The sequence below is a fragment of the Flagellimonas hadalis genome (assembly GCF_007785775.2).
GTDB classification, from domain to species: domain Bacteria; phylum Bacteroidota; class Bacteroidia; order Flavobacteriales; family Flavobacteriaceae; genus Flagellimonas; species Flagellimonas hadalis.
Window position 1 is genome coordinate 420,273 of sequence record NZ_VNIK02000001.1, and the last position, 13,840, is coordinate 434,112.

Here is a 13,840-nt window from a genome sequence, read left to right on the forward strand (position 1 = left end):
AGACCCTGAAGCAAGTTCAGGGTGACGATAAATTATGCTCACAAAACGAATCATACCCTGTCTGGACATCAAAGACGGACGCACCGTGAAGGGTGTCAATTTTGTGGACCTTCGGGATGCCGGAGATCCTGTGGAATTGGCTTCCATTTATGCCAAGGAAGGTGCAGATGAATTGGTCTTTTTGGATATTTCCGCCACAGAGGAAAAGCGAAAGACCTTGGCCGAACTGGTCTATCACGTAGCGGAGACCATCAACATACCATTTACGGTGGGCGGTGGTATTTCTTCGGTGGAAGATGTGGATATTTTGCTCAAAAATGGAGCGGACAAAGTTTCCATCAACTCTTCAGCAGTAAAAAGACCGGAGCTCATCAACGAGCTGGTGGCCAAATTTGGTTCCCAGTGTATTGTGGTCGCCATCGATGCCAAACAGATTGATGGGGTTTGGAAAGTGCACTTGGTGGGAGGAAAAGTTCCAACCGAGATCAATCTATTTGAGTGGGCCAAAGAAGTGGAAGAGCGGGGAGCAGGGGAGATTTTGTTCACTTCCATGGACCACGATGGCACCAAAAATGGGTTTGCCAACGAAGCCTTGGCCAAGTTATCCGAATTGGTGAACATTCCCATCATTGCATCGGGCGGTGCCGGGACCATTTCCCATTTTACCGATACCTTTGTGGAAGGAAAAGCAGATGCCGCCTTGGCAGCCAGTGTCTTCCATTTCAAGGAGATTGAAATACAAGATTTAAAGAACGAATTGAAGAAGGAAGGGATTCCTGTTAGAGTATAGTTGATGGTCACATCTAGATGTCATCCTGAGCGCAGTCGAAGGAGCTGTCGAGATGTGGTTTCAAAAAACAATAGCGTATGAAAATAGATTTCGACAAAAACCCAGAAGGCCTGGTACCGGCCATCATCCAGGATGCGAAGACCAAGAATGTGCTCATGCTGGGCTATATGGACCAAGAAGCATTCGATACTACCCAGAAAACGGGAAAAGTGACCTTTTTCAGTCGGTCCAAGCAACGGCTTTGGACCAAAGGCGAGGAAAGCGGCAATTTTCTGAACCTGGTCGACCTAAAGGTCGATTGCGACAACGATACCCTTTTGGTCAGCGTGAACCCCGTTGGGCCTACCTGTCACACAGGAACAGACACGTGTTGGGCGGAGGACAACGATGAAACCTATGGCTTTTTGTCCACCTTGGAAAACATTATCGAATCCCGAAAAAATGATCCCGACAATCCAGATAGCTACGTGGCATCCTTGTTCCGAAAAGGCATCAACAAAATAGCCCAAAAAGTAGGGGAGGAAGCTGTGGAGACCGTTATTGAGGCCAAGGACAACGACGACGACCTTTTCCTGAATGAAAGTGCCGACCTATTGTTCCACTACCTCATCTTGTTGAAGGCCAAGAACTTTAAGCTCAGTGACGTGGTCAATATTTTGGAGCAGCGACACTGACCACGCCAATGATTCAATTTTTTTTAGTGACATGGGAAGCACCGGACAGCTCACTTTTCAATATGGCCGCATTTCCTTTATAATTTAGGGTACTGGCACCAGAGGCCTTCACCCTGATGGTTTCTTCCACGGAGAGAAAGGCGGTACTGGCACCCGAAAGGTCAATGTCCAAATTGGAAATATCGAGACCAAAATCCAATAGGTCGCTGCTTCCCGAAAGCTCCGCATCCAAGAATGAAACACTTCCGGACACATCGATGGAGGAAGCCCCATCAAGGTCCACCTCCAATCGGTCGGCGATTACCTCCCCGCTGAAATCCGAGGCCCCGGAAACCCCAATTTTACCGTCCTGCACTTCCCATTGATCGTCCAAGGTCAATCTAGACGCCCCGCCAAGACGAAACGCAGAAAGATCTGTGGTGGTAATGTAAGCGTTCATGACTGCCTTACCTTGTATCGAGGTATGGCTTTTCAATCGGATGACCAATTCATCCCCGTCTTTTTCGACCACAATTTTGTCATGCAAGTTGTCATTGGCCGCAATGCGGATGCCTTGGTCAACTTCGGAAAAATGGACATAGACTTGGAATGCATCTGAAACCCGCAACCTAGTATAACCCTCAATGTCGTGGTAAACAGAGGTTACCTCGCCATGGGCATGGATGGTGTCATGATCGCAGGAAGAAAAAAGGGCCAACAGCCCACCGAGCAGTATAGCGCTGATTTGTGTTTTCATTTTGTTCGATTTTTGATTGATGTGATGACTATTTGAAACTACTACTGATTGATGGATGGGACTGAGACCCATTGAAATGGAATGGCCGACCAGTCTTTCTTTCCATTTTGTGTAAATACCTGTTCGTTTTTTGAATAGACCCACAATGTGTTGATCGGATGGTGAAAGCGATTGAAATTCCCCATTAGTCCAGTTGTTTTCGATATCGGTTACGCCCCATGTTGAAGACTCCCAGTTTTACTCCGATTCCTCCGGAAAAACCATTGATGCGTTCTAGCGGACTTTGTGCGAGGTCGATTTTACTGGACATTCTGTATCGTATTCCTGCTTCCAATTGGACATATCGGGATACATTGAACAGAACGTTCATGCCAGGTTCCAATACAAATATGGCGTCGATGTCATCATCGTCGAGGTCCACATTTTCATCCCTTCGCACGGCATCATGGTCCACATAGCCCATACCACCGCCACCGATCAGCAGAGGAAACGACAGACTCACCCTGTTCTTTCCAAAAAGAATGGGTTCCAAATGCAATCCTCCATATACGGCAACAATATCATCGTTGTTGACCGTCCGTGGATTGAAAATATCCTGTTGGGAATAAAGGATGTTGGCCATAAAACCGACCTCGAACTGTCGGTTGGCAACATAGGCCACTTTTAGCCCCCCGATGTAGGTGTCCTCGCCCTCTATTTCCCCAAAATAGGTGGACAGGCCCAAATAGACGCCATGGACCACATTCTTGCGGTCGTTGAACGTGATGTATTCCCCATCATCATCCTGGGCAAAGCCCAATAGGCCCCAGAATAGAAAGAGTAGGGGCAAGGTCGTTTTTTGATTGATCATATGCATGCGATTCTTGATTGATTTTTTTCTAAAGACAATGTATTCACCAAAAGGTTGCACCATTGGTGTTATTTAATCGTTCAATGTTACAATTCCCTTTTGGCCTTGGATGGAAATGCTTCCTTTTTTCTCCGAACCATAAGTGGCTACAATCTTTCGGAGCCTACGTCCCTTGTCTAGCATTTCTGAGTCCACATTCTCAAAGGATTTGGGCAGGCGAACCACTCCTTCCTCTAAAGTAGCGGTGAAACGGTGGGAAAAATTGGCGACCGACAATGTGATATCTGCCGATTCCTGTTCTATGGATATTTCTGCGGAAGGGTTGGTGACCTCGTACACCCTAAAATCCGCAATCTTCATCTTAAGGTCCACTTCTTGGGCCAAACGTTCCAACTTGAATGTGGTGAATTCCAGGCTTCCGTACAAAGTGCCCGCCTCGCTCACCGAAATATGGTCCTTGTTGGAATAGATTTCCAGTGAACTGACCGAATGGATGTTGATTTCGGTTCCATCACTCCGCAAACGCAGACTTTTGGAATCTTCCATGTCCAGTTCTCCATTTTTTAGGTCCAGATCGGCATAATTCAGGTTCTTGGCCCTTACTTTCCCATATTTTAAGATAATGTCCGCTTTGTTCAAATTTTCGCCGATCCACAGATTTCCGTGCTCGATCAAAGCAGTCAAGGGACCATTGCAATTTTCCAGGACCACATCCCCAAAACGGTTGGTGACCTTTATCCCTGCCTTTGCGGGGAGATAAATCTCGTAATCGATCTGCACATGGCTTCGGTCAAAATCGATGGGATTGTTCCGATTGAAAAAGTCGGCGAACCAACCTGTATTCTTATTGGATATTTCGGAAACAATGGAAACATAGCTATTGCTTGCCTTGATCTCGGGATTGATCCGCTGCAACAGATCTTCGGCATTTTCCTTCTTGCGATGGTTCACCTTGATCGAAATAGCTACGGAAACCTTGTTCTGGTTCCATCCTTTTAGGGTAATGTTCCCATATTTGTTCTCCAGTTGCAGTTCACCGGCGTCCGTCAGCGGAAAACTCTTCTCGATGGTCTTTTGTACCCTTTCCTGTGCTTTTGCCACATGTACCGTGAACAGCACCAAGGCCATCCACAGTGCTTTTTTACAATGTGTACCCATAATCATCATCCGGTTTTTTAGAATCGTTCAACTGCCGTAATAAATTCTCAATGAGTTCAATGCGCTTTTTATAATTGCCCACAATGGCTTCCAGCACCTGCTCATTGTCAAGGTTCTTTTGCATTTCTTTTTTTAGGACATCATATTCTGCATCCAACTCATCCATAAAGGACAGGAACTCGGCCTTGTTCTCTTCGGAAAGGCTGGGATTGTTCTTGACCAACTGCACTTGATAGGAGACCAGATCCTGGTAATACATGTCTATCTCCATCAATTCTTCGGAAGCATATGGGTTGTGGTCCGCTCCTTGTCCCAATCCCATCAGCCAGACAAATGAGGTAAGGCCTACCAAGAGCAAAACGGATGCCGCTATGCGGACCATGGGCCTTCTCCAGAGGGGAATCACTTTCGGTTCTTCCTTGTTCAGCTCCGCAGCGATCTTGGCCCACATTTTGGCCCTGTCCGCTCTGTGTTCGTCAAATTGGCCAGCATTCTGCCTGATATGTTTTTCAAAATTGTCCATTACAATTCATTGATGATTTCCAATAATTTTTTCTTGGCCCTGTGGTATTGGGATTTGGATGTACTGGTAGAAATGCCCAAGATTTCCCCGATTTCCACATGATCATATCCTTCAATCAAATACAGATTGATGATCTCCCGATAACCGTCCGGGAGTAGGGCAATGCCCTTTTTCACTTTTTTGATATCCGTTGCCTCGGCCTCTATGGGCTCTTCATCCGCCAAATGGAACTCGTGCCCCTCCATGGGCACTACGGGAATACGTTTGGCTTTCAAATGGTTGATGCTTTTATTGATGACAATGCGCTTGAGCCAGGCACCGAAACTACTTTCGTACTTGAAATTGTCCAGGTTCTTGAAGGCATCCACAAAACTGTCCTGTACAATATCCTCCGCATCTTCCGTATTGCCCAAAAACCGTAGCCCCACGTTGTACATGGCATCCACATAGCGGGAATACAACTCATATTGCGAGCTGGCATTTCCTGCTTTGCACTGTTCCACTATGGATCTATGCGTAAAACGGATGTCTGTTTCCAATGGCTTAGGTTGATGCCTTGTTTGAGCTAAAGACAAATGCAAAAGTAAATGGTTGCACCAGTGTGAAAAAAATTTATCGAATGCTTAAAAAAAAGTGCAAATAAAAGAATCCGTGCAACCCTTCATTTTTTATGCTGTCTATGGCTCTGAACAATAAAAATACAATCATCAAAACATCAAAAAATGAACAGAAGATCACAATTGGGCCCAGTGACCAAAAGCACCGTTTGGTTACTGTGGCTTTTCCTTTTGGGCTGTGCACTGGCCATGGGACAGAACAGCTACACCGTAAGCGGGACCATTACCGACAAAAGCAACGGGGAAACCCTTTTTGGGGCTTCGGTGCTCTTGGCAGGGACCTCAATCGGGGGGATAACCAATGAATATGGTTTTTATTCCATCACGGCCCCGGCCGGAGAATACACCCTACGGATTACGTACATGGGCTACAATGAAGTCCAGATGAAGATCAACTTGGTCCAAGACCTGAAAAACGATGTGGAAGTCTCTGAATTCTCCACCGAATTGGACGAAGTCGTGGTCACCGCAGACGAACCGGAACGTGCCCTATTGGGCAAGCCCGAAATGAGCGTGGTGAAGATGAACATGGGTACAGTCAAGCAAATGCCCGTAGTGCTCGGGGAAGTGGATGTGCTGAAATCCCTGCAAATGCTGCCCGGAGTCACCAACAATGGGGAAGGTACAGGAGGTTTCCATGTTAGGGGAGGGGCCCAGGACCAAAACCTGGTATTGCTCGATGAGGCCATCATCTATAATACTTCGCACATGTTCGGTTTCTTTTCGGTGTTCAATGCAGACGCCATCAAGGACGTGAAACTCTACAAAGGAGGCATCCCGGCCCGCTTTGGGGGTAGGGTCTCCTCGGTATTGGACATCCGTCAAAAGGACGGAAACAACAAAAACTTTGCTCTGACCGGAGGTATTGGTCTCATATCCAGTAGATTGACTGCCGAGGGGCCTCTTTTTGGCGATAAGGGTTCCTTTTTGGTTGCGGGCCGCCGTTCCTATGTAGATCTATTGCTCAAAGCCGCAGGGGAGGACAATAGTGTCAGCTTTTATGACCTGAACCTCAAGACCAATTATGCCATCAATGCCAACAACAGACTTTTCTTGAGTGGCTATTTTGGTCGGGACGCCTTTAAATTGGGGAACAGTTTTGACAGTAGCTACGGCAATGCCTCGGGCAACCTGCGTTGGAACCACATCTTCAACGATCGTTTGTTTTCCAACCTTTCTGCTATTTGGAGTCGATATGACTATGATCTCGAGTTTGCCCAGGATGAATTTGAATGGGTCTCTTCCATCACCAATTACAACCTTAAGTATGATTTCAAATATTATTTGAGTGATGCCTTCAGCTTGGATTTTGGGGCCAATGGCATCTATTATGATTTTGATCCAGGAGAGGTGAACCCAACGGCAGATACATCTCCTGTAAATCCTTTGAAACTGGACCAAAAAAGGGCGTTGGAAAGTGGCATCTATATCAATGCAGAGCATAAACTGACCCCCAGCCTGACCTTACAGTATGGTATGCGGTACAGTGCCTTTTCGCGCTTGGGCGGACAGCCCATCTCCGAATATGCGAACGATCAGCCCGTGGTGTACAATTCCCTATTGGGCATTTATGAGCGGGGCGAGGTCATTGGGGAAAAGGAGTATGCCAAAAATGAGACCATCGAGACTTTTGGCAACCTTGAGCCCCGGGTTTCCTTGGCCTATCTTCTCAATGAAGACTCGTCCATCAAGGCCGGGTATTCTAGAACGGCTCAGTACATTCATCTGCTGTCGAATACTTCTTCGGTGACCCCATTGGATGTCTGGACGCCCAGTGGCCCTTTTATCAAGCCGCAATTGTCCAACCAATATGCAGTGGGTTATTTCCGCAATTTTTTGGACAAGGCCTATTCCTTGGAAGTGGAGACTTATTACAAGACCGTGGACAACCGAATCGATTATATAGACGGGTCTGACCTGATTGGCCAAAATACCATAGAAACCGAAATTTTGAACGGCGAAATGCGGGCCTACGGACTGGAACTCCTACTTCGCAAGAATGAGGGCGATTTCACCGGATGGATTGCCTACACGCTTTCCAAATCTGAACAGCGGACTTTGGGAGGGAACGCAGGTGGTCCGGGCATCAATGATGGCGATTGGTACAATTCCGCTTTTGATAGGACCCACGATGTTTCCGTTTCCGGGGCCTATCAGTTGAACGATCAATGGAGCTTTGGGACCAATTTGGTCTTTCAAACTGGGAGGCCGGTGACCTATCCGAATGGACAATATGTGTATGAAGGTCTGTCCATAGCCAGTTATGCGCCACGAAATTCAGACCGTTTGCCCGCCTATCACCGGATGGACGTTTCGGTGAACTACAAACCCAGAAAATATCAGAACAAACGTTTCAAAGGGGAATGGGTGCTCAGCATCTATAATCTCTACAACCGAAAAAATGCTGCATCAATTTCCTTTGGTCAAAATTTGGAGACCGGGGCCAACCAAGCGACCCGAACGGCCATTTTTGGTATTGTTCCCTCATTGACCTACAACTTTAAATTTTAAACCATGAAAACATTCAAAAAAATTATACTCGCTATTATCGTTATTGCTTTTACGTCGTGCGTGGACGTGGTGGATGTAGAGGTCCAAGATGGTCCCACACGATTGGTGGTGGAGGCATCCTTGAATTGGGAAAAGGGGACCACAGGGAATGAACAGACCATCCGTTTGAGCGAGTCCTCTCCTTTTTTTAGCACGGGTGCCATCACGGAAGTTACTGGTGCCTCCGTGGTCGTGACCAATGATACGAGCGGTGATGAATTTGTTTTTGCGGACCAGGGCAACGGGGAATATCTTTCCACAACTTTTGAGCCTGTTTTAGGGAAATCCTATTCCTTACGCATCGAACATGATGGAGAGGTATATACCGCCATCGAGACGATGACCCCCGTGACCGACATCACCGACATTTTTCAAAAACGGGAAGAGGGGTTCAATGATGAGGAACTTGAAGTCCACATCGTGTTCACCGACCCCGAAGAGGAAGGCAATAACTATCTCTTCAAATTTCAGCGAGAGGGCGATTTGCTGCCAGGTTTGGAAGTGGGCGAGGACAGGTTCCTGAATGGAAATGAGATTGATTGGTGGTACGAAATCGAGGAGGACGAAGATGAAAACATCGAACCCTTTCAGCCTGGAGATGTATTACAGATTGAAATGTACGGGATTTCACGTCCCTATTATGACTACATCAAGATTCTGGTCGAACAATTGGGCGGCACAAGCCTCTTTGATTCCACTCCGGTAGCGGTGAAGGGGAATTGTATCAATGAGACCAACCCTGAAAACTATGCCTTTGGCTATTTCAGGTTGACCCAAGTGGTAAAGGCCAGTTACACTTTTGTGGAAGAATGAAAATGATTTAGGTTGGCTTGATGCCGAAGCGTCGGGTTCCTAGGGCCCGGCGCTTTTTTTATGCCCTGCGTTAAGATTTTTCTAAAGCAACGGCCCTTCCATAGAAATGTCTTAATTTTATGTGATGGCTATGAATACAAGAAAAGGATTTCGTTTTACTACTTACGAAGCTCCCGACCAAACCCCGTTCGAAAAACTCTTCGAGATTTTTCAGGAACTTGTCACACACACCTCGGGCGATGTGGAGGAAGCCTTGGACTGGCTCCGTGAGCTGGACAAGGAATATGAGCTTACCGATGACGATTACACCATCGACGATTTTATAGAAGACCTCAAGGCCAAGGGATACATCCGTGAAGAATTTGACATGGATGGCGAAAAAGGCGGTGATGGGGAAGAAGGTGATGAAAAAGGCGGTGGCGGAAACCTTTCCATAACGGCCAAACTGGAACGCATGTTGCGCCAGCGTGCCTTGGACCAAATCTTTGGGAAAATCAAAAGAAGTGGCTCCGGCAACCACAAGACTGGAAAATCGGGCAGGGGAGATGAGCACACGGGAGAGTTTCGGGAATACCGCTTTGGGGATTCCCTGGAACACATTTCCATGACGGAAAGCCTTCGGAATGCCCAAGTGAACCACGGATTGGACAATTTCTCCTTGAGTGAGGAAGACCTAGTGGTCGAGGACACCCAGTACAAGGCACAGATGAGCACCGTACTGATGATCGATATCAGCCATAGTATGATCTTGTACGGCGAAGACCGCATCACCCCGGCCAAAAAAGTGGCCATGGCCCTGGCAGAGCTCATCACCACCCGTTATCCAAAGGATACCTTGGATATTTTGGTGTTCGGGAACGATGCCTGGCCCATCCCCATAAAAGATTTACCCTACTTGAGGGTGGGGCCCTATCACACCAATACGGTGGCCGGACTTCAATTGGCCATGGACATGCTCCGCAGAAAACGGAACACGAACAAACAGATTTTTATGATCACCGACGGAAAGCCCTCTTGTTTGCGGCTTCCCAACGGGGATTATTACAAGAACAGTGTGGGGCTGGATGACTATATTGTGGAAAAATGCTATGCAATGGCCCAACAGGCCAGGAAACTTCACATCCCCATAACCACGTTTATGATTGCCGAAGACCCTTACCTAATGCAATTTGTGCAGGAATTTACCAAGGCCAATAAAGGCAAGGCCTTTTACACAGGGCTGAAGGGATTGGGCGAAATGATATTTGAAGATTACGAACAGAACAGAAAACGAAGAATTAAAGGATAAAGACCACATGAAATTGGATCATACCAACATAAAGACCTTAGGTGAATTGAAATCTGCTGGATACAAAAGCAGGAGCATCAAGGATGAATTGCGTGAAAACCTATTGGCCAAGATTTCCAAGAAAGAAGAAGTGTTCGAGGGCGTATGGGGTTATGAAAACTCCGTGATCCCAGAGTTAGAACGAGCGATTCTGTCGCGACACAACATCAATCTTTTGGGACTCCGCGGACAGGCCAAAACCCGTTTGGCCCGTTTGATGGTGCAGTTGTTGGACGAATGGATGCCCATTGTGGCCGGTTCCGAAGTGCATGATGACCCTTTGAAGCCCATTTCCAGATTTGCGATGGAACTCATTAAGGAAAAAGGGGACAACACCCCAATTGAATGGGTCCATAGAAACGAGCGTTTCTATGAAAAATTGGCCACGCCGGATGTTACCGTGGCCGACCTGATCGGGGATGTGGATCCCATAAAAGCAGCCAATCTAAAGCTGTCCTATGCCGATGACCGCGTGATCCATTTCGGGATGATCCCCAGGGCCAACCGTTGCATCTTCGTCATCAATGAATTGCCCGATCTACAGGCCAGGATCCAAGTCGCCCTGTTCAATATTTTGCAGGAAGGTGACATACAGATCCGTGGTTTTAAATTGCGATTACCGCTAGATATGCAGTTTGTGTTTACGGCCAACCCTGAAGATTATACTAACAGGGGGAGCATCGTGACCCCATTGAAGGACAGGATCGGTTCACAGATTTTGACGCATTACCCCGAAACTGTGGACATTGCCAAAAAAATCACCAAACAGGAAGCAAAGTTGGATCAACGACAATCAGACAAGATCTATGTGCCAGAGATTGCCATGGATGTGTTGGAACAGATCAGTTTTGAGGCAAGAAAAAGCGAATATGTGGATGCGAAAAGTGGTGTGAGTGCCCGTATGAGCATCACAGCTTTTGAAAACCTGTTGAGCACAGCCGAGCGCAGGGCCGTCTTGGCCGGGGATACCCAAACCGTGGTCCGTCTGAGCGATTTCATGGGGGTGATCCCATCCATCACTGGAAAAATCGAATTGGTGTATGAAGGAGAACAGGAGGGAGCCGGCTTTGTTGCCGAAACCTTGATCGAGGAAGCCATTAAATCACTCTTCTCCGAATATTTCCCCAAGATAGACAAGCTCCAGCGAAAAGATGCACAAACGGAATACGATGAGTTGATCCATTGGTTTTTTGAAGGGGAAGGATTCGATCTTTTGGATGATGACACCGATGCCGCTTACCAAAGTAAATTGGATGGCATTGCCCCGCTCAACAATTTGATCAAAGAATATCGACCTGAAACGTCCAAAGAGGATTCCTATTTCTTGAAAGAGGTATTACTTTGGGGATTGGTGGCCCACAACAAATTGAGCAAACACCGCTTTGTTCAAGGTTTTCAATTCAAGGATATGTACGGAAGCTATATCCGCGGGCTATAAAAGGCTTCTTATTGCCAAATATTGAGGTTGTCGTTGTAATTTTCAAAGTTGTATACGCCAACATACCTTTTTCTGAGCCAGAAGGTGTATATCGTCAATATGGGTAGGATACTGTACAGCACCAATGTAAGGGTTGCCACTGGTTTAAAAGTCATGGGAATGACATGCTCTTCATAATGTTTCACCGAGCCAAGGATTTGGGCACTATCATAGATCTTGAACACATACACGATCATAATGACATAGAGTACATACTCGATGTTCCGCATTTTGGGATCTGGAAGCTCCCCCTCAGAAATTTTGAACCATACCACATACAGGTATAATAAGTGCACGGAGGCCAAAACGGGAAATATATAATTATCGGCTTTTAGGAAATAGAACTTGTTGGTATACACACCATAAAAGTCCAATACGATCAAGACCAACAAAACGGCCAAGGAGGTCAGTATGTTTCTTTTCCAGGTGATGATTTTTGAAATTGTATTCATATCAAACTGAGATTTGGGACTCTAATTTGACATAAAGAACGGGGTTTGAAATGACATTATTTTAAACAAATCGATGAACCGCTGGCAATGTTGGATAATCAGAAAAATCTGATATGAAACCTCGAATATGTGATAGTAAAACGAGTAGGGAACTTTTAATCAAAAAGGTCCGATGAAAGGTATCGGTCCCCCCGGTCACATACAATGGAAACAATGGTTCCACTCTCCAAAGTCTCGGCCAACCTGAAGGCCACTGTGGCTGCACCGCCACTGCTCATCCCTGCAAAAATGCCTTCTTCTTTGGCCAATTTTTTCGCCATTAGCGCGGCATCCGCTTCACTGACTTCCATCACCACATCCACTTTTTGCGGATCAAATATTTTGGGAAGATATTCCTCCGGCCACTTGCGGATTCCAGGGATTTTGGAATCGTCCGTAGGCTGCACGCCCACAATCTGGATGTCCGGATTTTTCTCCTTCAAATAGGTGGAGGTGCCCATAATGGTGCCTGTGGTTCCCATACTCGAGACAAAATGGGTGATTTGTCCTTCCGTATCACGCCAAATTTCGGGTCCGGTGGTCTTGTAGTGGGCCTTCCAGTTGTCCTCATTGGAGAATTGGTTCATCATGATATACCCTTCATTCGCGACTTTGGCCTCGGCATAATCCCTTGCTCCCTCAATGCCCACATCAGCAGGGGTCAGGGTTACTTTGGCGCCATAGGCACGCATGGTCTGCACCCTTTCCTTGGTCGAGTTTTCAGGCATCACCAATTCAATGTTCAATCCAAAAAGGCTGGCGATCATCGCCAATCCAATCCCCGTGTTTCCGCTAGTGGCCTCAATCAATTTGGAATCCTTGTAAAAATCCCCTCGTTCCAGACCGCTCTTGATCATGTTATAAGCGGGCCTATCCTTGACGCTTCCGCCAGGATTGTTGCCCTCAAGCTTAAAAAGTACTTTTACGTTGGGATTGGTGTTCAATACCTTGGCCTCCACCAAAGGTGTGTTGCCAATCAGGTCTAATATGGTTTTAGACATTGGGTGTTGTCTTTATTTTGATTTCGGGGGTATGGTAAACCGTTGAATTGGGGGGCACTGAAGATGTAATCCACGCATTTCCACCTATAATGGAGTTTTCGCCAACCACTGTATCCCCCCCTAGAATTGTGGCGTTGGCATAAATGGTGACATTGCTCTTTATGGTAGGGTGCCTTTTCGTCTTCTCCAAGTTTTTGGCCACGTAGAGCGCACCAAGTGTTACCCCTTGGTAAATTTTTACATTGTCGTGAATAATTGCCGTTTCGCCAATGACCACACCCGTGGCATGATCGATGAAAAACGATTTTCCAATCTTGGCTCCCGGGTTGATGTCCACACCCGTCTGTCTATGCGCATACTCTGTCATCAATCTGGGAATCAACGGTACGCCCTGTACATATAGTTCATGCGCCAAACGGTAGATGGCAATGGCATAAAATCCTGGATAGGCCATATAGATCTCCTGCAGGGACAATGAAGCAGGGTCACAGTTCAAAATTGCCTCTGCATCCAAGTTCAGTTTTTCCAAGATTTCGGGCAAATGGGAAACATATTCGTCCCACAATTCATTGTTGGGCCTTTCAAGTTCCCAGCAGGCCATGTCCAGCAAGTCGTTGAACTTTTTCTCCAACAACTCCAAGTTCACAGCCACAGGGGTGTTGGAGTCGAAGAGGGTATAAAAAAGGGTGTCTGTGAAATCTTCAGTATCTTGTTTCAATCTGAAATCCAGATGGGGCAACTTCTTGTGCCGGTTCAGTTCCGAAATTATTTTTTTCTTGTCCATACTGCACTTTCTAGTCTTAAAATTAGATAAATCCTTACCATACGCAGAT

Annotated in this window: 14 protein-coding genes; 6 read left to right on the forward strand and 8 right to left on the reverse strand. The window is 46.6% G+C overall.

Going from position 1 to position 13,840, the window contains the following annotated elements; all coding sequences use genetic code 11:
• The first annotated feature begins 34 nt into the window (after positions 1-34).
• Both hisF and hisIE read left to right on the forward strand, forming a co-directional pair.
• A complete protein-coding gene (gene hisF / locus FOT42_RS01735; protein ID WP_151888845.1) occupies positions 35-790 on the forward strand; it encodes an imidazole glycerol phosphate synthase subunit HisF in 756 nt (251 codons plus the stop codon).
• A gap of 77 nt (positions 791-867) precedes the next feature.
• Positions 868-1,464: a bifunctional phosphoribosyl-AMP cyclohydrolase/phosphoribosyl-ATP diphosphatase HisIE gene (hisIE, locus tag FOT42_RS01740; protein ID WP_151888846.1), complete on the forward strand. Its 597-nt coding sequence runs from the start codon at positions 868-870 to the stop codon at positions 1,462-1,464.
• 13 nt (positions 1,465-1,477) lie between these two features.
• Here the strand turns inward: hisIE and FOT42_RS01745 are convergent, their stop codons facing one another.
• From FOT42_RS01745 to FOT42_RS01765, 5 genes are all read right to left on the reverse strand, one after another.
• Positions 1,478-2,200 (reverse strand): head GIN domain-containing protein, encoded by a 723-nt coding sequence (locus tag FOT42_RS01745; RefSeq protein ID WP_192938299.1) that lies wholly within the window; start codon positions 2,198-2,200, stop codon positions 1,478-1,480.
• 184 nt (positions 2,201-2,384) lie between these two features.
• Positions 2,385-3,050 (reverse strand): hypothetical protein, encoded by a 666-nt coding sequence (locus tag FOT42_RS01750; RefSeq protein WP_151888848.1) that lies wholly within the window; start codon positions 3,048-3,050, stop codon positions 2,385-2,387.
• Positions 3,051-3,122: 72 nt separating this feature from the next.
• Positions 3,123-4,208 (reverse strand): DUF4097 family beta strand repeat-containing protein, encoded by a 1,086-nt coding sequence (locus FOT42_RS01755; protein WP_192938300.1) that lies wholly within the window; start codon positions 4,206-4,208, stop codon positions 3,123-3,125.
• A complete protein-coding gene (locus FOT42_RS01760) occupies positions 4,192-4,731 on the reverse strand; it encodes a hypothetical protein (RefSeq protein ID WP_151888850.1) in 540 nt (179 codons plus the stop codon). The genes FOT42_RS01755 and FOT42_RS01760 overlap by 17 nt, the downstream gene beginning before the upstream one ends.
• Positions 4,731-5,270, reverse strand: coding sequence for an RNA polymerase sigma factor (locus FOT42_RS01765; protein WP_262884002.1), 540 nt, complete (start codon positions 5,268-5,270; stop codon positions 4,731-4,733). The genes FOT42_RS01760 and FOT42_RS01765 overlap by 1 nt, the downstream gene beginning before the upstream one ends.
• Before the next feature lie 183 nt (positions 5,271-5,453).
• On the opposite strand from FOT42_RS01765, the gene FOT42_RS01770 reads away from it, so the two are divergent.
• The 4 genes from FOT42_RS01770 to FOT42_RS01785 all read left to right on the forward strand — a co-directional run bounded on the left by FOT42_RS01770 (position 5,454) and on the right by FOT42_RS01785 (position 11,476).
• Complete coding sequence (locus FOT42_RS01770) at positions 5,454-7,859, forward strand: TonB-dependent receptor (RefSeq protein ID WP_192938301.1); 2,406 nt, start codon at positions 5,454-5,456, stop codon at positions 7,857-7,859.
• Between the two features lie 3 nt (positions 7,860-7,862).
• Positions 7,863-8,711 (forward strand): DUF4249 domain-containing protein, encoded by an 849-nt coding sequence (locus tag FOT42_RS01775; RefSeq protein WP_151888851.1) that lies wholly within the window; start codon positions 7,863-7,865, stop codon positions 8,709-8,711.
• A 124-nt stretch (positions 8,712-8,835) separates the two neighbouring features.
• On the forward strand, positions 8,836-9,999 hold the full coding sequence (locus FOT42_RS01780) for a vWA domain-containing protein (RefSeq protein ID WP_108425548.1): 1,164 nt from the start codon (positions 8,836-8,838) through the stop codon (positions 9,997-9,999).
• 7 nt (positions 10,000-10,006) lie between these two features.
• The gene (locus FOT42_RS01785; protein WP_151888852.1) at positions 10,007-11,476 is read left to right on the forward strand and encodes a MoxR family ATPase; all 1,470 of its coding nucleotides are present in this window, start codon (positions 10,007-10,009) and stop codon (positions 11,474-11,476) included.
• Positions 11,477-11,484: 8 nt separating this feature from the next.
• Here FOT42_RS01785 and FOT42_RS01790 read toward each other — a convergent pair whose 3' ends face one another.
• The 3 genes from FOT42_RS01790 to epsC form a co-directional block, all read right to left on the reverse strand.
• Positions 11,485-11,967, reverse strand: a complete 483-nt coding sequence (locus FOT42_RS01790; protein ID WP_151888853.1) for a hypothetical protein — start codon at positions 11,965-11,967, stop codon at positions 11,485-11,487.
• Between the two features lie 155 nt (positions 11,968-12,122).
• Complete coding sequence (cysM, locus tag FOT42_RS01795; RefSeq protein ID WP_151888854.1) at positions 12,123-13,007, reverse strand: cysteine synthase CysM; 885 nt, start codon at positions 13,005-13,007, stop codon at positions 12,123-12,125.
• Positions 13,000-13,791: a serine O-acetyltransferase EpsC gene (epsC, locus tag FOT42_RS01800; RefSeq protein ID WP_151888855.1), complete on the reverse strand. Its 792-nt coding sequence runs from the start codon at positions 13,789-13,791 to the stop codon at positions 13,000-13,002. Before epsC ends, cysM begins: the two co-directional genes overlap by 8 nt.
• Positions 13,792-13,840: the final 49 nt, after the last annotated feature.

Coding starts and splice junctions, on each gene's coding strand:
- FOT42_RS01755 (WP_192938300.1), bottom strand. CDS start 4,208: ATGGGTACACATTGTAAAAAAGCACTGTGGATGGCCTTGGTGCTGTTC.
- epsC (WP_151888855.1), bottom strand. CDS start 13,791: ATGGACAAGAAAAAAATAATTTCGGAACTGAACCGGCACAAGAAGTTG.
- FOT42_RS01760 (WP_151888850.1), bottom strand. CDS start 4,731: ATGGACAATTTTGAAAAACATATCAGGCAGAATGCTGGCCAATTTGAC.
- FOT42_RS01775 (WP_151888851.1), top strand. CDS start 7,863: ATGAAAACATTCAAAAAAATTATACTCGCTATTATCGTTATTGCTTTT.
- FOT42_RS01785 (WP_151888852.1), top strand. CDS start 10,007: ATGAAATTGGATCATACCAACATAAAGACCTTAGGTGAATTGAAATCT.
- FOT42_RS01780 (WP_108425548.1), top strand. CDS start 8,836: ATGGCTATGAATACAAGAAAAGGATTTCGTTTTACTACTTACGAAGCT.
- FOT42_RS01750 (WP_151888848.1), bottom strand. CDS start 3,050: ATGATCAATCAAAAAACGACCTTGCCCCTACTCTTTCTATTCTGGGGC.
- FOT42_RS01745 (WP_192938299.1), bottom strand. CDS start 2,200: ATGAAAACACAAATCAGCGCTATACTGCTCGGTGGGCTGTTGGCCCTT.
- hisF (WP_151888845.1), top strand. CDS start 35: ATGCTCACAAAACGAATCATACCCTGTCTGGACATCAAAGACGGACGC.
- FOT42_RS01790 (WP_151888853.1), bottom strand. CDS start 11,967: ATGAATACAATTTCAAAAATCATCACCTGGAAAAGAAACATACTGACC.
- FOT42_RS01770 (WP_192938301.1), top strand. CDS start 5,454: ATGAACAGAAGATCACAATTGGGCCCAGTGACCAAAAGCACCGTTTGG.
- hisIE (WP_151888846.1), top strand. CDS start 868: ATGAAAATAGATTTCGACAAAAACCCAGAAGGCCTGGTACCGGCCATC.
- cysM (WP_151888854.1), bottom strand. CDS start 13,007: ATGTCTAAAACCATATTAGACCTGATTGGCAACACACCTTTGGTGGAG.